Origin of the sequence: Geomonas propionica, from assembly GCF_016458235.1 — a bacterium.
GTDB classification, from domain to species: domain Bacteria; phylum Desulfobacterota; class Desulfuromonadia; order Geobacterales; family Geobacteraceae; genus Geomonas; species Geomonas propionica.
The window spans coordinates 168504-187703 of sequence record NZ_JAEMHK010000001.1; the positions used below are offsets into that span (position 1 = coordinate 168504).

At 61.3% G+C, this 19200-nt stretch carries 15 protein-coding genes; 11 read left to right on the plus strand and 4 right to left on the minus strand.

Annotated elements, in window-relative coordinates; all coding sequences use genetic code 11:
• Window position 1 precedes the first annotated feature (1 nt).
• A complete protein-coding gene (locus JFN90_RS00810) occupies window positions 2-865 on the minus strand; it encodes an SCO family protein (RefSeq protein ID WP_199393202.1) in 864 nt (287 codons plus the stop codon).
• A 250-nt stretch (window positions 866-1115) separates the two neighbouring features.
• On the opposite strand from JFN90_RS00810, the gene JFN90_RS00815 reads away from it, so the two are divergent.
• From JFN90_RS00815 to JFN90_RS00840, 6 genes are all read left to right on the plus strand, one after another.
• Window positions 1116-1304: a hypothetical protein gene (locus JFN90_RS00815; protein WP_199393203.1), complete on the plus strand. Its 189-nt coding sequence runs from the start codon at window positions 1116-1118 to the stop codon at window positions 1302-1304.
• A gap of 167 nt (window positions 1305-1471) precedes the next feature.
• Complete coding sequence (locus JFN90_RS00820; protein ID WP_199393204.1) at window positions 1472-3028, plus strand: bacteriohemerythrin; 1557 nt, start codon at window positions 1472-1474, stop codon at window positions 3026-3028.
• Window positions 3029-3252: 224 nt separating this feature from the next.
• Window positions 3253-4209 carry a ferrochelatase gene (gene hemH, locus JFN90_RS00825; RefSeq protein WP_199393205.1) on the plus strand — a complete coding sequence of 319 codons (957 nt, stop codon included), beginning with the start codon at window positions 3253-3255 and terminating at the stop codon, window positions 4207-4209.
• Window positions 4206-4385 carry a hypothetical protein gene (locus JFN90_RS00830; protein ID WP_199393206.1) on the plus strand — a complete coding sequence of 60 codons (180 nt, stop codon included), beginning with the start codon at window positions 4206-4208 and terminating at the stop codon, window positions 4383-4385. Before hemH ends, JFN90_RS00830 begins: the two co-directional genes overlap by 4 nt.
• A 135-nt stretch (window positions 4386-4520) precedes the next feature.
• On the plus strand, window positions 4521-5339 hold the full coding sequence (locus JFN90_RS00835) for an AAA family ATPase (RefSeq protein ID WP_199393207.1): 819 nt from the start codon (window positions 4521-4523) through the stop codon (window positions 5337-5339).
• A gap of 8 nt (window positions 5340-5347) precedes the next feature.
• On the plus strand, window positions 5348-7300 hold the full coding sequence (locus JFN90_RS00840) for a TraB/GumN family protein (protein WP_199393208.1): 1953 nt from the start codon (window positions 5348-5350) through the stop codon (window positions 7298-7300).
• Between the two features lie 108 nt (window positions 7301-7408).
• On the opposite strand, the gene selB is transcribed toward JFN90_RS00840, so the two are convergent.
• From selB to JFN90_RS00855, 3 genes are all read right to left on the minus strand, one after another.
• The gene (selB, locus tag JFN90_RS00845; protein WP_199393209.1) at window positions 7409-9319 is read right to left on the minus strand and encodes a selenocysteine-specific translation elongation factor; all 1911 of its coding nucleotides are present in this window, start codon (window positions 9317-9319) and stop codon (window positions 7409-7411) included.
• Window positions 9320-9560: 241 nt separating this feature from the next.
• Complete coding sequence (locus JFN90_RS00850; RefSeq protein WP_199393210.1) at window positions 9561-11366, minus strand: ABC transporter ATP-binding protein; 1806 nt, start codon at window positions 11364-11366, stop codon at window positions 9561-9563.
• Between the two features lie 158 nt (window positions 11367-11524).
• Window positions 11525-13234 (minus strand): ABC transporter ATP-binding protein, encoded by a 1710-nt coding sequence (locus JFN90_RS00855; protein ID WP_199393211.1) that lies wholly within the window; start codon window positions 13232-13234, stop codon window positions 11525-11527.
• 578 nt (window positions 13235-13812) lie between these two features.
• Here JFN90_RS00855 and JFN90_RS00860 point away from each other — a divergent pair.
• The 5 genes from JFN90_RS00860 to JFN90_RS00880 all read left to right on the plus strand — a co-directional run bounded on the left by JFN90_RS00860 (window position 13813) and on the right by JFN90_RS00880 (window position 19173).
• Window positions 13813-14397 carry a 4Fe-4S dicluster domain-containing protein gene (locus JFN90_RS00860; RefSeq protein ID WP_183344161.1) on the plus strand — a complete coding sequence of 195 codons (585 nt, stop codon included), beginning with the start codon at window positions 13813-13815 and terminating at the stop codon, window positions 14395-14397.
• The gene (locus tag JFN90_RS00865) at window positions 14394-15347 is read left to right on the plus strand and encodes a CoB--CoM heterodisulfide reductase iron-sulfur subunit B family protein (protein ID WP_199393212.1); all 954 of its coding nucleotides are present in this window, start codon (window positions 14394-14396) and stop codon (window positions 15345-15347) included. Before JFN90_RS00860 ends, JFN90_RS00865 begins: the two co-directional genes overlap by 4 nt.
• 33 nt (window positions 15348-15380) lie before the next feature.
• On the plus strand, window positions 15381-17378 hold the full coding sequence (locus JFN90_RS00870; protein WP_199393213.1) for a CoB--CoM heterodisulfide reductase iron-sulfur subunit A family protein: 1998 nt from the start codon (window positions 15381-15383) through the stop codon (window positions 17376-17378).
• A gap of 171 nt (window positions 17379-17549) precedes the next feature.
• Entirely contained in the window at window positions 17550-18083 is a 534-nt protein-coding gene (locus JFN90_RS00875) for a hydrogenase iron-sulfur subunit (RefSeq protein ID WP_199393214.1), read from the plus strand.
• Between the two features lie 145 nt (window positions 18084-18228).
• Window positions 18229-19173 carry a 4Fe-4S dicluster domain-containing protein gene (locus JFN90_RS00880; RefSeq protein WP_199393215.1) on the plus strand — a complete coding sequence of 315 codons (945 nt, stop codon included), beginning with the start codon at window positions 18229-18231 and terminating at the stop codon, window positions 19171-19173.
• The last annotated feature ends 27 nt before the right edge of the window (window positions 19174-19200 follow it).

The window sequence follows — 19200 nt, forward strand, 5'->3', positions numbered from 1 at the left end:
CTTAGGAGGCGTTGTTGCCATTGCGCTTGTTGTTGCCGTTGTTGTTTTTCCCGCCCACGATCAGGAAGATGATGAAGCCCACCACGCAGACGATGATCGCCGTCGCGCTCACCCTGAGGATGTTGAACTCGTAGCTCTTGCTGTTGGGATCGAAGCTGAAGCAGTAGCTGACCATCTTGCTTATGGTGGTGCCGACGCGGCCCTGGCGGGCTTCCATGAGGGCCAGCGTGACATCCTTGGGAAGGAACTGGGTGCCGTACAGGTAGCGCACGATCATGCCGTCCCGCGCCACGATGAAGCTGACCACCGGGTGTACGAAGTCGTTGCCCTTACGCTGGAAATGGAACCCGGCCGCGTCGGTGAGCCTGCGAATGTTGGCCGCGTCGCCGGTGAGGAAGGTCCAGTTTCCCTCCGGGAACTTCCCTTTCATCACCGTCTGGTACATGTGCTTGGACTTCAGCGCCCGCTGCGGGTTCTCACGCTCGTCGAAGCTGACCGAGATGACCCGGTATTCCTTCCCCGGTTCCAGCTTGATCTCCGGCAGCGCCCTGGCCAACCCTTCCTGCAGGTAGTTGCAGACGTTGGTACAGGAGTAATACACCGGGAGGATGATGGTCGGGCCGGTCACCAGTTCCCGCAGGCGGCGCTGGCGGCCATTCTCGTCGGTGAACACCAGGTCGAGCGGGATCTTCGCTCCCAGCCGCTCATCGAGCCCCACGTTGGCATCCGCTTGTGCGGCGCCCTCATGGTGAGCGGAGGCGTCCTCCTCGCTATGGGCACGCACCGCAGCCGGGAAAAGCAGCAGGACCACCACTCCCAACAACACCGCACGCCTGATAACACTAATAATACTCGTCGCTTCCATTACACCTCTCAGGGGAAAAACAAGTGCTCATTATAAATCAATCTTTCTCGCTGTCCACATGAGGCGCAATTATTTCCCATGAGACATCCTGCTCCCCATCTTTTCCCCTGTGTTGCTGCTAAGATGCCCTAAACCAGAAGATTAAGCTTGACTTAATCTTCTCATACATTATACTGTGCCAATATTTTTCCTCATATGGCAGTCTGGCCGGGGGCTCTCTTATGCATTCCCGGCAACAAGGAGGCCGACTATGAAGAGTTTTCCCTGCAAGATCGTGATGGCAGCCATCATCCTCTCATGTGGTTTTGTGATGCAGATCGAACAGTCGGAAAAAACTCAGCACAGAGAGAGAAACCACCAGATCACCAACCCCGAAGTCGCCGCCAATCTCGCCGCCGTGCAGGATCGACTGCACCAAAGCGGTCGCCCTTCCTGGTAACAACGACCCATCTGGACATGCCAGTAACATTCGACTGCGCCCTCAGATCGGGTTGCCGCAGGATCAGTTGCGGATTTTTATTGTAAACAACTCGATACCTTTAAAGTTTTAGTCTTGTGCAGACGATAATCTCCTTGAGTGTGAAAAGCCAAAAAAGGAGATCGTTCATGTCTTTTAGTGCCCGCCTTATCACGATCAACCTGATTGCTGTCTGTGCGACGGTCACCTCTACCATTGCTTTGGGGAACTGCGGCAATATCCTCATGATGGTGGGGGCCGGAACCTTCATCTTTTTGATTTCAGGGCTGGCCAGCTGGTTCGTGGCCCGCTCGGAATCCCGAATCCTGCGGGAGATCGCCGACGCGATTGAGGCCGCTGCCCAAGGGACCCTATCCCGACGCGTCGAAAAGATCCCAAGCGGCGAGATCGGGCGCATTGCGACCGCCTTCAACAACATGATGGGGGACTGGAACAAGACCATGCACCAGTTCTTCACCGTCACCGACCTGGTCCGCGACTCGGTCGCGCTGGTGAGCGCCACCAACGACGCCATGGCGTCGGCCGCTGAAGACGTCGCCATGCAGGCGTCCACTATCGCAACCGCCAGCGAGGAAATGTCCGCCACATCCGCCGACATCGCGCGCAACTGCATCTACGCCGCCGAAAACGCGCACAAGGCGACCGCGGAGACCACGGCCGGCGCGGAGATCGTCAGTAACAGCGCGCGGCTCATGGAGAACATCGCGCAGCGGGTGACCTCCACCTCGACCTCCGTAGCGGGACTCGGCGAGCGATCCGACCAGATCGGCGCCATCGCCGGCACCATCGAGGACATCGCCGACCAGACCAACCTGCTCGCTTTGAACGCGGCCATCGAGGCGGCCCGCGCCGGGGAAACCGGCCGCGGCTTCGCGGTCGTGGCCGACGAGGTACGCGCCCTGGCCGAGCGGACCACCCGCGCCACCAAGGAGATCGACAGCATGATCAAGTCGATCCAGAGCGAGACCCGGGACGCCGTCGGCGCCATGAGCGAAGGGGTGCAACAGGTGAACCAGGGAACCGCGGAGACCTGCCGCTCGGGCGAGGCGCTGAACGGGATCCTGAGCATGATCAACGACCTGACCATGCAGCTGTCCCAGATCGCCACCGCCGCCGAAGAACAGACCGCCACCACCCACGAGATCACCGGTAACATCCAGATGATCACCTCCGTGGTGAACAGCAACGTGGAGAGCGCCCGCAACACCAAGGCGGCCACCAGCAAGCTGGTGCAGCAGGTGGACGAACTGCACGAGCTGGTGTCCCACTTCCAGCTCTCCGACGCCATGGTCTGGGACCAGAGCTTCGCCACCACCATCAACACCTTTGACGAACAGCACAAGAAGCTTTTCGCCATGATTAATGAGCTGGCGCAGGCAATGCAGCAGAAGCGCAGCAAAGAAGCGATCGGCACCGTCCTTCAGCGCCTGATCGAGTACACCGGCAGCCACTTCGCCGCCGAGGAGGAAGTCTTCCGTAAGTTCGCCTATCCCGAGGAAGCCGCGCACGTCCAGCAGCACAAGGCACTGGTGAGCCAGGTGCTCGAGTTACAGGCGAAGTTCAACGCCGGCGAGACCGTGCTCACCCACGACGTCATCGAGTTCCTGCAGAACTGGCTGGTGAACCACATCAAGGGAACCGACAAACGCTACGCCCCCCACCTCACCAAGGCCGGCGTCCGGTAAAACCGTTTAACAGGGATAAAGGGGATGAAAGGGATAACTGCACAGACCTTGGAACCTTAGGTTTCCAGGTCAAGCTGTCCGGCTTTTGCTTTCATCCCTTTTATCCCTTCTATCCCTGTTTCATTTGTTTTTGTCTCTTCTTCCTCCAATGAATTAAACCGGTTCTACTTCCCCGCGTTTTCTGCTACATTTCTTGGGCCACTATTCTCGCCCAAGAGGTTGCCATGTCAGACAAAACCGCACTCCTGCTGCTCCAGATGGGAGGCCCCGATTCTCTCGATGCCGTGCACCCTTTCCTCATGAACCTGTTCACGGATCGCGACATCATCAAGATCGGCCCCGCCTTTTTGCAGCCCTTCATCGCCCGGCGCATCGTCAACAAGCGGGCACCGGAGGTCACCGAGTTTTACCGCCAGATCGGCGGCAAGTCCCCGATCCGCGAGCTGACCGAGGCGCAGGGCGCGGGGCTGCAGGCGCTTTTAGGCGACCGCTTCCGCTCCTTCGTGGCCATGCGCTACTCCCGCCCCACCACCATCGACGCCCTGGCGGCGATCAAGCGCGAAGGGATCAAGCGCGTGGTGGCGCTCTCGCTCTACCCGCACTACTCCAAGGCGACCACCGGCTCCAGCGTCAATGAACTGCAGCGGGTGATGAAGGAGGCGAAAGCCGACTTCGAGGTCATCTACGTCGACCGTTTCTACAACCACCCGCTCTACATCAAGGCGCTGGCCGGCAAGGTGATGCGCGGCCTACAGGCCTTCCCGGACCGCAACGACGTCGAGATCGTCTTCTCGGCCCACTCGCTGCCGCAATCCTTCATCGATGAAGGGGACCCGTATCTCGCGCACATCCAGGAGACGGTGCGGCTGGTGATGGAACAGGTCGGCGAAGCGAGCCATTTGCTCTGCTTCCAGTCCAAGGCGAGCAAGGTGAAGTGGCTGGAGCCCTCCACCGAGGCCACCATCCAGCGGCTGGCGAAAGAGGGGAAAAAGAACGTGTTGATGGTGCCGCTCTCCTTCGTCTCCGATCACATCGAAACCCTGTACGAGATCGACATCCAGTATGCGGAGGAGGCCAAGGCGCACGGCATCAAGCGTTTTGTCAGGACCGAGTCGCTCAACTCCGACCCCATCTTCCTGGACTGCCTGGCGGACCTGGTAAGGACCACGGTAAAAGCATGAAAATCTGCAGCATCTGCAAGACCGAGTACGACGAGAACGAGCCGGATTCGCTGTACGGAGAGGCGGGGGAGTGGCTGGCGGAGGAATTCTTCAAAGACGCCGGTGAACTCTGCAAAAGCTGCCGCGAGAACCGCGCCCGGCTGGTCATGATGTATGGGCACGAGATGAATACCTAAAACCTAAAACCGTTAGCCACGGAGCACTTCGGAGAAAGTCTGAGAGAACCAAAACAAAATCTTTGGGTTTAGGTTTTCTCAGATGTCCTCAGATGTTCTCCGTGGCCAATGGTTTGGTTTTTTTCTGGAGTTTTTATGGATCGCATAACCCTGGATGGCATCAACCTGACCCTCGCCAACCCCATCGAGCTCCCCCTGCGCTGGGTGGGCGACGAGGAACTGCTCCGCCAGCTCCTGGCTGCCTGGATGGTGATCGACGAGCGCGACATCCCCTTCAACCCGCGCCTGATCGGCAAACCCGGCGTCGGCAAGACCACCCTCGCCTACGCCGCAGCGAAGAGACTGGAACGCAAGGTCTACCTGTTCCAGGCCACCATGGATACCCGCCCCGAGGACCTGATCGTCACGCCGGTCATCGGCCCGGAAGGGACCATCCAATACGCCGCTTCGTCCCTGGTCTCGGCCATGATCTCCGGGGGCGTGCTGATCCTGGACGAGGGGAACCGGATGAGTGAGAAGGCGTGGGCCTCGCTCGCGCCGCTTCTGGACGACCGCCGCTACGTCGAATCGATCATCACCGGCCTCAGGATCCAGGCCCACCCGGACTTCCGCATCGTGGTGACCATGAACGAGGACTCCTCCACCTTCGAGGTGCCGGAGTACATCCACTCCCGGCTGCAGCCGCAACTCTTCATCGACTTCCCCGAGGCGGAGGAGGAACTGGCCATCCTGAAGGAGAACCTCCCCTTCGCCAGCACCTCCATTCTCAACTATGTCGTGCAGTTCCTGCAGCGCGGCCACGCGGCCGACGAGCCGTACTCGGTGCGCGACGGCATCAACATCGCCCGCTACGCCCTCAAGATGATGACCGCGACCGAGAAGGACCCGCGCGAATTGCTGCCGCTCGCGGTGGAGCGAATCCTCGGCGAGGAAGCACTGCGGTATCTGAAGTAGCGGTTCTTATGACCGACCAACTCTACCTGGAACATTTCGGCAACGTTCACGCCCTCCCGATCCTGCATTACCGGATGGAGTTCGCCCACCTGGTGCGGGAGGCGTTCGAGACGGTGAAGCCGGACTGCATCGCGCTGGAGCTCCCGCAGACGCTGGAACAGCAGTTCCTACGCGGTGTGCGGCGGCTGCCCGAGATCTCGGTGCTCGCCTACCACGTCGCCGCTCAATCCGTGTTCCTGATCATCGAGCCGGCCGACCCCCTCATCGAGGGAGCGCGTCTTGCTCTCGACAACGACGTTCCGCTGCACCTGGTCGATATCGACCTGGACTCCTATCCTTCCCACCCGGAACAACTCCCCGACTCCTACTCGGTGCAGCGCATCGGCCTGGAGCCGTTCTACCGCGAGGTCGCCAAGCTGTACCGGGAGATCCCGCCCGGCGAGGAGGACCTGCGCCGGGAGCGCGGCATGGCGTACCGCTTGCGGCAGCTTTCCGCCCAGCACGAGCGCGTCCTCTTCATCTGCGGCATGGCGCACCTGGAGCGGATCCGGCAGGATTTTGAGGCACCGCAGGCCCAGCCCCTGACCCGCACCCACCGCGAGGGGATCACCATCTTCAACCTGCACCCGGAATGCTGCCACGAGGTCTTGGCCGAATATCCCTTCCTCTCCGCCCTCTACGAGACCAGGCGCTCTCCCCTAACACCGGAACCCGCACCGGGTGGCCCTTCGCTGCGAAAGAGCTTCAACGCTTTCGAGCTGATCCTGGGAGGGAAGCAGAATATCCCCGAGGAGGAGGCGCTGGCCGAATCGGTGCAGAGGAGCGCGCACCGCATCGGGCCGGAGGGGGAACTGCCGGACCGGCAGAAGATCATGCTGCGGCTGTTCCTGGAAGCGGCGCGGCACTACCGGCAGGAAACCGGTGACAAGGTGCACTTCTGGCAGAAGCGCGCTTTCTTCCGCTTCGCCCGTAACTACGCGCTGTTGTCGCGCATGCTGCTCCCGGACCTGTTCCAAATGTTAGCGGCCGCGCGCGGCTGCCTGGACGACAACTTCGCCTACGCCTTCTTCCGGCTCGCCGCCCATTACCCCTGGCAGCGCGAGACCGCCGACATCCCCACCCTGCGCCTCTCCGCCGCCGAACTCTGGTCCGCCACCAAGCGGATCCGGTTCCGTCCGCGCGAGCAGGTGCGCGCCAAGGGGCTGTCGCGACTCAAGATGATGAACCGGAAGAAGGAAAAGCGGCCCGGGGACTGGCTGGAAGGGTTCGACGATCCCTACATCTGCTCCTTTCCGCCGGAGGACCTGAACATCGAGGAGTACGGACGCAACCTGAAGCGGATCGGGGCCCGGCAGTTGAGCGAAGAGGCCAGCAAGTCCGAGCCGTTCAGTTCGTCGCTCCTGGACGGGATCGACATGCGCGAGACGCTGCGCAACGTGCACGAAGGAAAGATTTACGTCCGGGAGAACAAGCGGCTGAAGAGCGGCGTGGGGTGCGTGGTGGTGATCCTCGACGAGGACAAGGAGGGGACGAAATACCCGTACTGCATGACGTGGCTCGGCGAGCACGCGCAGGAGTCCGACATGGCCTTCTACGCCACCCCGCCCACCGACAACATCGTTGGCCCCGGGATTTCGCGCTGCGAGTACGGCGGGTTCCTGTTGAGCTATCCGCCACGGCGCATGCTGGATGTCTGGCACGACCCGGACTACCGGTACGCAGTGAGTAAATCGGAGCTCCTGCTGATGGCAGCGCTCGATTATTCTTTGGAGAAGGATGTGGTGTATGCCGCCGCCAAGCCGCCGCGCAGTTTCCTGAAGCAGCACGCCGCGCGGCTGGGGAAGCGGATCGTCTACCTGCCGCTCGGGAGCCTCTCCCCCGTCGCCCTCAAGAAGCTGCGCGCTTTCCACATCCTCTACGGGCGGGACAAGCGCGACATCGCCAGGGATTACATCTGGTAACAGCAAAGCATTAACCACAGAGGGCACAGAGGACCACAGGGTAAAACCTGTCTGTCCTCTGTGCCCTCTGTGAACCTTCGTGTCCTCTGTGGTAACGCTTTTCCGTCCCTATCCTTTCCTCAACACCCTCTTATCCCCCATCCGGATGGTGAGCTTCTCCTGGTCGAAGTATTCCAGGAGTGGGATCATGAACTTCCTGGAGAGGCCGGTGATCTCCCGGAACTCCGGCGGGGTGATCTCCCCCTTTTCCTTCAGATGCGCCACCAGCTTGTCACGCAGCTCGTTGACGGCGCCGGGAGCATAGAAGATGTCCCCCTTGATCTTGGCCACCCTCCCCTCGCGGAACATCATGTTGGCGTGATCGAGCACCTGCTTCTCGGTCGCGCCGACCAAGTCGCAGAGCTCCTTCAGGGTGGGGGGCTCGAACCAGGCCTTGGTGAGCGCCTCCTCGAGGGCGCGCTGCACGCTCGCCTGGTCCTGGGTGACGCCGACCTTGCGGCCCGGAAGCTTCACCAGCTCCCTGTCGGACAGCGCCAAGCCGTCCTTTTCCAGGCTCGCCAGCACCGGGCCGAAGAAACGCGCGTCGCTGCGCTTCGGAATCCGGGACTTCAACTCTTCCTTACCGATACCTTCCTGCATCGGGTTTTCCTGGAGGTACTCGTGCAACTCCTCGGAAAGCTTTTGCTTCAACTGGGCAAAGGCGTCCTTGCTGAGGAAGATGCGCGGCTCCTTGACCACCTGCAACACCGCACCGCTCGATAGCAGCGGGGCCAGGGCTCCCTCGATCCGCTTACCCGACATGCCGGAGCGGTTCACCATCTCCTGGATGGAAATGCCCGAAAGCAGCGACGACTCGACCAACAGCCTGATGCGCTCCTGGTCCACGCCGGATTCGACGGCCTCCAAAAGCGCGAGCGCCTCCGCGGACCGGCGGCGCCGCCGCGGCGGAGCGGGGTCCAGAACGGTCCCGCCACCAAGAGTGGCCTGTGGCGAATAGGTGCGCAACACGAAGGGGTCGCCCGGCAAGAGCAATACCGGGTGGTCGAGACGGAGCTGCACGTAGGCACTCTCGCCAGGCTGCAGCGTGTCACGGTCGAAGAGGATGATTTTGGCGGGAACCTCGTAGGTGGCGGAGTGCAGGCGGACGCCGGCGCGGTGCTTAAGCTCCTTCCCCATGGAGGCGAGATAGTTGAGCCGCACATCGACGGCGCTGGTCGGCTTATAGAGCCCCTTGGGCACCACCACGTCGCCGCGCTGCACGTCGGTATGATCCACCCCCTGGAGGTTGACCGCAAGCCTTTCGCCAGCGCCACCTTTCTCCACCTTGGAGCCGAAGGACTGCACGCCGCGCACGCGGCAGGCAATGCCGGAGGGAAGGATCTCGACCTCGTCGCCGACGGTGACGGCACCCGAGAGGAGGGTGCCGGTGACCACGGTGCCGAAGCCGGTCACGGTGAAGACGCGGTCTACCGGGAGCCGGAAGGGCGAATCGACCCGCTTCTGCTCGATCTCCTTCGCCATCTTGGTGAGTTCGGTTTTCAGGTTGTCGATGCCGTCGCCGGTGCGGGAGGAAACCGCAACGATGGGAGCGGCGGCGAGAAAGCTTTCCGCGAGGTAGTCGCGCACCTCCTCGGTGACCAGGTCGAGCCAGTCCGGTTCCACCATGTCCTTCTTGGTGAGCACGACGATGCCGCGCTTTACCCCCAGCAACTGGCAGATCTCCAGGTGCTCGCGGGTTTGGGGCATGATTCCCTCATCCGCAGCGATCACCAGGAGCACCAGGTCCATACCGCCCACGCCGGCCACCATGGTGCGCACGAAGCGCTCGTGGCCTGGCACGTCGACGATGCCGAAGCGGAGGTCTCCCGGGAGTTCCAGGTGGGCGAAGCCGAGCTCGATGGTGATGCCGCGAGCCTTCTCCTCTTTGAGACGGTCCGTATCCATGCCGGTCAACGCCTTCACCAGCGAGGTCTTGCCATGATCTATGTGTCCGGCGGTGCCGAGAATGAGATGCTTCATGGTGGCGCTCCGTGAAAAAATTCTTTCCTATATCTCAATTTTTGAATCAAAGGTCAATCGGTCTTTCCGGATTCGCGAATTGAAGCGGACCACCTGTAGGGGCGAATAATCATTCGCCCCCCTTGATCGCGTCATAACCTCTGTCGCCAAGCAGCGGAGGTCGGGGCACCGGCGCCCGGGCGAATAATTATTCGCCCCTACAGATCAGGTTATTCGCCCGTACAGATCAGGTGACTAAGGACTAATCCTTGAACTGCAGCTGGTAAAGCCGGTAATAGACACCCTGTGCGGCCATGAGCTCGGCGTGGGTCCCCTCTTCCGCCTTCTCGCCCCGGTGGATGACGACGATGCGGTCGGCGTCGCGGATGGTGGAAAGCCGATGGGCGACCACCAGCGTGGTGCGCCCCTGCATCAGCCCTTCTAGTCCCTGCTGGATCAGCCGCTCGCTGGCTGTGTCCACGCTGGCCGTCGCCTCGTCCAACACCAGGATTTCCGGATCAAAGGCCACCGCACGGGCAAAGGAGATCAGCTGACGCTCGCCCGCCGAGAAGTTCACCCCGCGCTCGCGCACTTCCTCCTCGTATCCCTTGGGCAGTTCCCGGATGAAACGATCGGCCCCAACCACGGCCGCCGCCTGCTCGACCCTTTTCAACGCCTCAGGGTCGCCCAGCGAAATGTTGTAGGCGATGGTGCCGGAGAAGAGATAAGGATCCTGCAGCACGACGCCGATGCGCTTGCGCAGCGCCGGGAGCTGCAGCTCACGGATGTCGGTGCCGTCGATGGTAATGGAGCCGCGTTCTACGTCGTAGAGCCGGGACAGGAGCCTGGTCACCGTGGTCTTACCGCCGCCGGTCTCCCCCACCAGCGCCACTTTCTCGCCGCGCTTCATCTGCAGGGAGAATCCTTTGAGCACGTAATCGCGTTCCTTGTAGGCAAACCAGATGTCGTTGAAGCAGATGCTCTGGAGTGCGTGCCCCGGAGCGCCCCCGCAGGCGGGCGCTGCTCCGGCCGGTTTATCAGTCGCCGGTAGCGCGCCGGGCTCGCGGTCCTGGTTGTCCAGCAACGCGAAGATCCGCTCCAGCGAGGCCATCGCTCCCTGCATCACTGAGTACTTGGCGGACAGGTCGCGGATCGGGGAGAAGAACTTCTCTATGTACTGAATGAAGGCGACCAGCGATCCGAAGGAGAGCGTCCCCTTGACGATCTCGCCGCCACCATACCAGATGATCAGCGCCACGGCGACCGAGGACAGGGATTCCACCACCGCGTAGAGCGCCGCGTCCCAGGTGATGACGGGGAGGTTGGCCTCGATGTAGGAGGCGTTTAGCCTGCGGAATTCCGCCGCCTCATCCCGTTCGCGGTTGAAGAGCTGCACCACCGCCATGCCGCCGATGCTCTCGGCGAGAAAGGCGGAGAGGTTGGCCTGGCGCGCGCGTACCTGACGGAAGGCGAGTCGCATCCACTTGCGGAACGCGAAGGCGACCCAGATCAGCACCGGCAGCACCGAGAAGGTGACCAGCGAGAGCTGCACGTTCATATAAAGCATGATGCCGACGATACCCGCCAGCACCAGGATGTCGCCGACCACCGTCACTATTCCCGCGGCGAACATCTCGCCTAGGACCTCGATATCGCTGGTAAGCCGGGAGACCAGGCTTCCCACCGGCGTCTGGTCGAAGAAGCGGGTGGAGAGGCGCTGGATATGGCTGAAGAGGCGGACCCTTATGTCGTACATGACCCGCTGCCCCACCCACTGCAGCAGGTAGACCTGGGCAAACATGAGGATGGATTCGGCGAAGATGATGGCCAGGAAGGCCGCGGCAAGGGCGGGAAGTCCCTCCATGCGCCCCTTCACGATGTGCTCGTCGATGGCGACCTTGATGATCCAGGGCTGGGCGAGTTTGGAGGCGGCGATCAGGGGGAGCACCATGAGTGCCGTGACCAGCATGCGGCGATAGGGGAGGACGTAAGCGAAGAAGCGCCCCATCAGGCGGCGATCGTACATCTTACCTACCGTTTCATCCTCGTATATACCGCCAAAGTGCATGCTGCTCCCTTAAAACCGAAAAGCTCATTATTTAACGCAAAGCCGCAAAGGCGCAAAGAAAAGCATTGGGGACGTGAAAACTCAAAGCCCCAAAAGCCTTTACTCCAGATTTAAGGTTCTCTTAGCGCCTTTGCGTCTTTGCGTTACAAATTTGGTCGTTAAAGCCTCTCGATTTCGGCTTTGAGCTGTTCTTCCCTGTGGATCGCCGCGTAGCGGCCGGCCAGTTCCAGGAGCTCGGCGTGGCTCCCCTGTTCGACGATGCTCCCCTGCTCCAGCACAATGATCCGGTCGCAGTTGCGCAAGGGCGAGAGCCGGTGCGACACGATCAGCACGGTCCTTTTGCCGTAGTAGCCGGAGAGCGCGGAGAGAATCTCCTCCTCGGTATCGGCATCGACGGCGGAAAGGGGATCGTCCAGTATCAGTATGCTCGGCTCCTTGATTAAGGCCCGCGCGATGGAGACGCGCTGCTTCTGCCCCCCCGACAGGGTCACCCCCCGCTCTCCCACCAGCGTGTCCAGGCCCTGTGGGAACCGGGTCAGATCGCCGGAAAGCCCCGCAATCTTGGCGGCACGCTCTATCTCGTCACGTGTCGCCCCCGGCTTGCCGTAGCCGATGTTTTCAGCGATGGTGCGGGAAAAGAGGAAGGTCTCCTGGGGCACGAAGCCGACTGCCTCCCGGACCCGCTTGAGCGGGAGCCGGTTCAGATCGATGCCGTCGATGAACAGCGTCCCCTCGGCAACCGGGAAGAGCCGCGGAATCATGCGCACTAGGGTGGACTTGCCGCTTCCCACCACGCCGACAATGCCGATGCGGGCCCCTTTGGGGATCTTCAGGTCGATGCCGCGCAGCATCTCGGCGCTGCCGTAGCTGAAGCTGAAGTTGCGGTACTCGATCTCCCCCTTGATCTCGCCGGGGTCGACTGGCTGCTCCGGTTCCACCACCTGGGGGCAGGCGTTTAGTATCTCGCCCAGGCGTGTCATGGACGCCGCTCCCCGCTGCAACAGGTTCAATATCCAGCCGAACATGATGGTGGGCCAGACCAGCATGGCAAGGTAGCCGTTGAAGGCGACAAAGCCGCCCAAGGTAAGCTCGCCCCGGATCACTTGGTTGCCGCCGACGAAGAGAATAACGAGGGTGCCGATGGCGCCGGTCGCCGCCATCACCGGCAGCATCAGGCCGCGGATCTTGGCCATTGCCATGCTGGCGTCGCTGTAGCTGTCGCACACGGCGCCGAAGCTTTCGATCTCACCGTCCTCCCGGCAATAAGCCCGCACCACGGCCGCAGCGGAAACGTTCTCCTCGACCCGGGTGGTGAGACGCGCCAGCGCCTCCTGGGTCCGCTTTGATATGCGGAACATGGAGGCGCTCATCTGCTTCACGATCAGGATCATGACCGGGAACGGGAGCACGGCACACAGGGTGAGAAACGGGGAGATCCGGGTCAGCAGGATCAACGAGGCGGTGTAGATAACTACGGTGTTGAGCAGGCTCAAGACGCCGAAACCGAGCAGCATCCGGACGTTGCTGAGATCGTTGGCAAGTCGGGAGAGGATGTCGCCGGTACGCCAGCTGGCAAAGTAGGTGCGGTCAAGGGTGAGCAGATTGGCGTAGAGGTCTTCGCGCAGCTCGTACTCGATGCGACGGCCGGCGTTGAGGAGGGTGGTGCGGGAAAAGACGCGAATGATCCCTTGTGCCACGGCGGCTGCGGCGATCATGGCGCCGTACTGGGCGGGGGTGTACCCTGCCTTGGCGGGAGTCTGCAGCGCCTCGATGGCCAATTTCAAAAGCCACGGGATGGCAAGCCCGCACAGGTTGGTCCCCACCAGCAGCAGGGCCCCCAGCAGGTAAGCCCCCCGGCGAGTGCGCATGTAGCTGTATAATCTTCTCAATTCGCCGATGGCTCACCTCACGGATAACGCCCCGGTAGTATTATTACATTTCAGTTTTTCTGTCAAAGTATTATCCGATTCCAATGATTTAGCTTCCTTGTTTTATAAAGATGTAAACACCTGCTTTTGACCTCATCAAACGGCTGTGCAGCCAAATTTTCCTCGCATCGGAATTTTCTAACCACTAACCGCGCTACTTCAAGCACTTCCGGCTCAAGCGAACCCGAGAGGACGGTTGTTCTAAAATTTCACTTTTTGGCACAAATTTCCTGCTCCGCGAAGGGCCGCAAAAACTCATTTTTCGGCATTTTCGGACAAAAACCTTTCATTTTCAGACAGTTCCATTAAAAACAATTGCTTGCTTTTTTGTTTTAAAATGGCGTATAGTCCACTCCAATTTTTGTATGACAGAAAATTTCACTATTATAAAACAACGTTCTCCAGCATGACGTCCAGCCGATACAAAGGGCTTGCTCTTTCGCTTTCCTTGGGCGTATGATTTCGAACTGTTTATTAACAAAATGGTCGCCGACCATGAACCAGTCACGAGGTCCGCAGTGAAAAACAAGTTGATGCACCTCTCCAACGAGACCATGAACATCGGGTTCGTGAAGAAGGTGGAGGCACTCTCCGGCAGTTCGGTGCGGCGCTGCTTCCAGTGCGGCAAATGCTCCGCCGGCTGCCCCATGTCCACCTTCATGGAGCATCCCCCCAACCGGGTGGTGCGCCTGCTGCAGTTGGGGCAGGGCCAGCGCATCCTGGCGGGGCGCTCCATCTGGTACTGCGCTTCCTGCGAGACCTGCACCACCCGCTGCCCCAACAAGGTCGATCTCGCTGCGATCATGGATGCGCTCAGAAAACTCTCCTGGGATGCCGACGGCCCCTCGAAAGAGAGCTACGTGCAGCTCGCCAACCGGCTCTTCATCGAGAACATCCGCACCTACGGCCGCCAGTATGAGCTGCGCCTGGGCGCCGCCTTCAACATGAAGAGCGGGCAGTTCCTGAAGGACCTCATGCTCGGACCGAAGCTGATCTCCAAAGGGAAGCTGAAGATGTTCCATTCCAAGAACAAGAACATCGCGGAGATCGAAGGGATCTTCAAGCGGATCGAGGAGATGCGCAAGAAAGGGGAGGCGCTGTGACACCTGGCAAGAAACGTCTTAGTTATTCCTATTACCCGGGGTGCTCGCTGCACGCCTCCGGGCGCGAATACGATATCTCCACCCGGGCGCTGTTCAAGGCGCTCAACGTGGGGCTGAAGGAAGTACCCGATTGGTTCTGCTGTGGCGCCACCCCGGCCCACAACGTGGATGAACTGCTGTCGCTGTCGCTTTGCGCCAAGAACCTCTCCCTAGCCGAAGAGGTCGAGGGAGACCTGGCCGTCGCCTGCGCCGCCTGCTTCTCGCGCCTGAAGACCACACAGCACCACCTGAAAGAGGACGACAGCAAGAGAAAGCAGGTCGAGGTCGCCATCGACGGCCCGGCGGCGCTGAACAAGCCGGTGAAGCACATCCTGGAGATCCTGGCCCGCGAGTACGGATTGGCCAAGCTCGAGGAAAGCGTGAAGAAGCCGCTTTTGGGGCTCAAGGTCGCTGCTTACTACGGCTGCCTGCTGACCCGCCCGCCGGAAGTGCCGGAGCTGGACGACTGCGAGGATCCGAGCATCATGGAGGACCTCCTGCGCGCGCTGGGGGCCGAGCCGGTCAAGTGGAGCCACCGCATGGAATGCTGCGGCGCGAACTTCACCCTGTCCCGTCCGGGCGTGGTGCTCAAACTCTCCAACGCCATCCTGGAATCGGCGAGGTTCGCGGGCGCGGACTGCATCATGGTCGCCTGCCCCTTGTGCCACGGCAACCTGGACATCCGCCAGAAGGAGATCAAGGATGCCTACGGCGCTCCCGATTCCACCCTGTTCGGCAATATCTTCGGTTCCGAACTGCACGGCGGCAGCGCCCCCGACCAGCGTGACCTCCCCATCTTCTACGTCACCCAGTTGGCGGCGCTCGCCATGGGTGTGGCATCGGGGAGCCTCGGTTTCGAGAGCGTCATCACCGACCCGAAACCGCTGTTGAGAGATAAACAGCTGCTGTAGCCCGCGGGCGGCAGCGCATGGATTGAGGAGCTTATGTCCAGAATCGGCGTTTTTGTGTGCCACTGCGGTGAGAATATCTCCCGCACGGTGGATGTGGAGCAGGTGGCGAAGGCCGCCGGGGAGATCCCCGGGGTAGCCTATTCCTGCGATTACAAGTACATGTGTTCCGACCCGGGGCAGACCTTGCTGAAGAAGGCGGTCGCCGAACACAAGCTTGACGGCGTGCTGGTGGCGGCGTGCAGCCCGCGCATGCACGAAAAGACCTTCCGCAAGGCGGCCGAAGCCGCCGGGCTGAACCCGTACCTGTGCGAGATGGCCAACATCCGCGAGCACTGTTCCTGGGTCCACGAGGACCGGGACATGGCGACCGCCAAGGCCAAGGACATCGTGAAGCTCATGGTGGAGCGGGTCAGGAAAGGCAAGTCGCTGGCACCGATCACCGTTCCGGTCACCAAGCGCGCGCTGGTCATCGGCGGCGGCATCGCCGGGATCCAGGCGGCGCTCGACGTCGCGGACGCCGGCCACCATGTGATAATGGTGGAGCGCGATCCATCCATCGGCGGCCACATGGCCCAGCTTTCCGAAACCTTCCCGACACTCGACTGCTCCCAGTGCATCATGACCCCGAAGATGGTCGACGTGGCCAACCACCCGAACATCACTCTGTACACCTACTCGGAGATCGAGAAGGTCGAGGGGTACATCGGCAACTTCCAGGTGACCGTGAAGCACAAGGCGCGCTCGGTGGACGAGTCCAAGTGCACCGGCTGCGGCGTCTGCATGACCAAGTGCCCGAAAAAGAAGATCCCCAACGAGTTCGACCAGGGGCACGGCATGCGCCCCGCTATCTACGTCCCCTTCCCGCAGGCGGTCCCCAACACCCCGGTGATCGACCGCGAGAACTGCACCATGTTCCAAAGCGGCAAGTGCGGCGTCTGCGCCAAGGTTTGCGGCCCCGGGGCGGTGGACTATGAGCAGAAAGATACCTTTACCGTCGAGGACGTCGGCGCCATCGTGGTCGCCACCGGGTTCAAGCTCTACACCATCGACAGGAAACCGGAAGGGAGCCCGATCCAGGGGTACGGCGAATTCGGCTACGGCACCATCCCCGACATCATCGACGGCATGACGTTCGAGCGTCTCGCCTCCGCCTCCGGCCCGACCGGCGGCAAGATCCTGCGTCCCTCGGACGGCAAAGAGCCCAAGCAGGTGGTCTTCATCCAGTGCGTCGGTTCGCGCGCCAGGGAGAAGGGGATCTCCTACTGCTCCAAAGTCTGCTGCATGTACACCGCCAAGCACACCATGCTCTACCACCACAAGGTGCACGACGGACAGGCCTACGTCTTCTTCATGGACGCAAGGACCCCGGGCAAGGGGTACGACGAGTTCTGGCGCCGGGCGGTTGAGGAAGAGGAAGCGGTCTACATCAGGGGGATGGTGTCGCGCATGTACCAGCGCGGCGACAAGATCGTGGTGATGGGGAGCGACATCCAGGTTGGCACCCAGGTAGAGATCGAGGCCGATCTCGTGGTGCTCGCCACTGCGGTGCAGCCCCAGGATGGCGCGGATCTCTTGGCCCAGAAGCTCGGCATATCCTATGACAAGTACAACTTCTACTCCGAGGCGCACGCCAAGCTGAAGCCGGTCGAATGCGCCACCGCCGGGATCTATCTCGCCGGCGCCTGCCAAGGGCCCAAGGATATTCCCGACACGGTGAGCCAGGCGTCCGCCGCGGCCGCCAAGGTGATGACCCTGTTTGCCAAGGACAAGCTGGAGCGCGATCCGGTAGTCGCCAAGGTGAACGAGAAATACTGCGTCGGCTGTTTCGCCTGCAAGAAGGTCTGCGCTTACGGGGCTATCGAGGAGAAGGAAATCCGGGATCGCCAGGGGAACCTGGTGAAGAAGGTCGCCTACGTGAACCCGGGTGTCTGCGGCGGTTGCGGCACCTGCCAGGCCACCTGCCCGTCCAAGTCCATCGAACTCGACGGCTACACCGACGAGCAGATCATGGCGATGATAGAGGCGCTTTAAAATCAAAACCCCAAAGCATTACCACAGAGTACACTGAGGCCCACGGAGGGCACAGAGGAAAGCGGAACCAGGAGAAAATCAAAAACCTGATCTTTGATTTTCTGCGTGACCTCTGCGATCCTCTGAGACCTCTGTGTTGAGCTTCTGACCCAGTTTTTAAAAGGACTTTTCATGCACGCTGAACACATCAAGCATGACTTTGAACCGAAGATTGTCGCCTTCGTCTGCACCTGGTGCACCTACGCGGGGGCGGACCTCGCGGGGACCAGCAGGATGCAGTACCCGTCCAACGTCCGGGTGCTCAAGTTCCCCTGCACGGGGAGGATCGACCCGGTGTTCATCCTGCGCGCCTTCCAGAAAGGTGCGGACGGGGTGCTGGTGTCGGGGTGCCATCCAGGCGACTGCCACTACATGGCCGGGAACTTCCACGCCCGGCGCCGCTTCGCCGCCTTCCGTGCCCTGCTGAGCTTCGTCGGGGTCGACCTGAACCGGCTCCAGTTTTCCTGGGTTTCCGCGGCCGAGGGTGGCAAGTGGGTCGACGTGGTGACCGAGCTGACCGAGCGGGTGCGCACCATGGGGCCGATGCCGGAGTTCAAGGAACTCGAGCACGAGGAACAGTGGTCCACCTTCGCCGGGGCTTCGGTGGACAAGTCCACCGTGCTCAATTCGCCGGAGTTGAAAGAGGCGTACGACAGCATCGGGTAATGCCAGATCATCGGGCGCTGTAGGGGCGAATAATTATTCGCCCAGCCGCCGGTGCCCCGGCCATCGCAATTTCGGTCAGGGCGATGATGCGACAAAGGCGGGCGAATGATTATTCGCCCCTACAATCCTTCACACGGAAAACGACATGAACGCTAAAGCAAACAAGAACCAGGTGACCAGCATCGAACCGGCCTACTACCAAGCGATAACCGAGGCTATCCGCAAGGAAGCGGTTCAGATCCTGAAGGATGAGACCGTAGTCGGCGTGGTCGGCTACCTCCCCGGCCGCCGCAAAGGGACCGCCAGCCCCGCGCTGGTCACCACGGTGGAAGAGGCGGAAAAGCTGATCTTCTCACCCGCCTGCGTCAACAACCTCTCGGTCTACCTCACCAAGGCCAAGAAAGGGGTACTGAAGCAGGGCAAGGTCGGCATCGTCGCCAAGGGGTGCGACATGCGCGCCCTGGCCGGGCTGATGACGGAATCGCAGCTCCAGCGCGAAGACCTGTTCATCATCGGCGTGGTCTGTCCCGGCGTGTACGGCTTCGGTGTCGAGCGGACCGGAACCCTGACCGAGGCGAACATCGCCCGCAAGTGCCGCGAGTGCACGGTGCATATGCCGGAAGGTTCCGACGTCGCCGCCGGAACCCACACCGAACTTGCCGACCTGACGCCGGAGGAGGCGGAGGAAATGGCCCGCATCGAGGCGATGCCGCAGGCGGAGCGTTGGGCCTTCTGGAAGGAGCATTTCTCGCGCTGCATCCGCTGCATGGCCTGCCGCCAGGTCTGCCCCTTCTGCTATTGCGAACAGTGCCTGTGCGACAAGAACCGCCCCCAGGCGGTGGAAAGCTCGCCGCGCCCCGCGGGCAACATGGCCTGGCATCTCGTGCGCGCCATGCACCTCGCAGGGCGTTGCGGCGGCTGTGCCGAGTGCGAGCGCGTCTGCCCGATGGACATCCCGCTGAACCTCTTGAATCGCCGCATGGCCCAGGAACTGAAGGAGCTCTATGACTTCGAGGCCGGCCTGACTCCGGTGGAGAAGGGGCCGCTGAACGAGTACAAGGAAAACGACGACCAGTCGTTTATTAAGTAGGAACAAGGTCCCCTCCCCCGGAGGGGG

Excerpts from the sequence above, each read along its gene's own strand:
- JFN90_RS00870 (WP_199393213.1), top strand. The coding sequence starts at position 15,381 with ATGTCCAGAATCGGCGTTTTTGTGTGCCACTGCGGTGAGAATATCTCC.
- JFN90_RS00880 (WP_199393215.1), top strand. The coding sequence starts at position 18,229 with ATGAACGCTAAAGCAAACAAGAACCAGGTGACCAGCATCGAACCGGCC.
- JFN90_RS00875 (WP_199393214.1), top strand. The coding sequence starts at position 17,550 with ATGCACGCTGAACACATCAAGCATGACTTTGAACCGAAGATTGTCGCC.
- JFN90_RS00830 (WP_199393206.1), top strand. The coding sequence starts at position 4,206 with ATGAAAATCTGCAGCATCTGCAAGACCGAGTACGACGAGAACGAGCCG.
- JFN90_RS00835 (WP_199393207.1), top strand. The coding sequence starts at position 4,521 with ATGGATCGCATAACCCTGGATGGCATCAACCTGACCCTCGCCAACCCC.
- JFN90_RS00850 (WP_199393210.1), bottom strand. The coding sequence starts at position 11,366 with ATGCACTTTGGCGGTATATACGAGGATGAAACGGTAGGTAAGATGTAC.
- JFN90_RS00840 (WP_199393208.1), top strand. The coding sequence starts at position 5,348 with ATGACCGACCAACTCTACCTGGAACATTTCGGCAACGTTCACGCCCTC.
- JFN90_RS00820 (WP_199393204.1), top strand. The coding sequence starts at position 1,472 with ATGTCTTTTAGTGCCCGCCTTATCACGATCAACCTGATTGCTGTCTGT.
- JFN90_RS00815 (WP_199393203.1), top strand. The coding sequence starts at position 1,116 with ATGAAGAGTTTTCCCTGCAAGATCGTGATGGCAGCCATCATCCTCTCA.
- selB (WP_199393209.1), bottom strand. The coding sequence starts at position 9,319 with ATGAAGCATCTCATTCTCGGCACCGCCGGACACATAGATCATGGCAAG.
- JFN90_RS00855 (WP_199393211.1), bottom strand. The coding sequence starts at position 13,234 with ATGCGCACTCGCCGGGGGGCTTACCTGCTGGGGGCCCTGCTGCTGGTG.
- hemH (WP_199393205.1), top strand. The coding sequence starts at position 3,253 with ATGTCAGACAAAACCGCACTCCTGCTGCTCCAGATGGGAGGCCCCGAT.
- JFN90_RS00810 (WP_199393202.1), bottom strand. The coding sequence starts at position 865 with ATGGAAGCGACGAGTATTATTAGTGTTATCAGGCGTGCGGTGTTGTTG.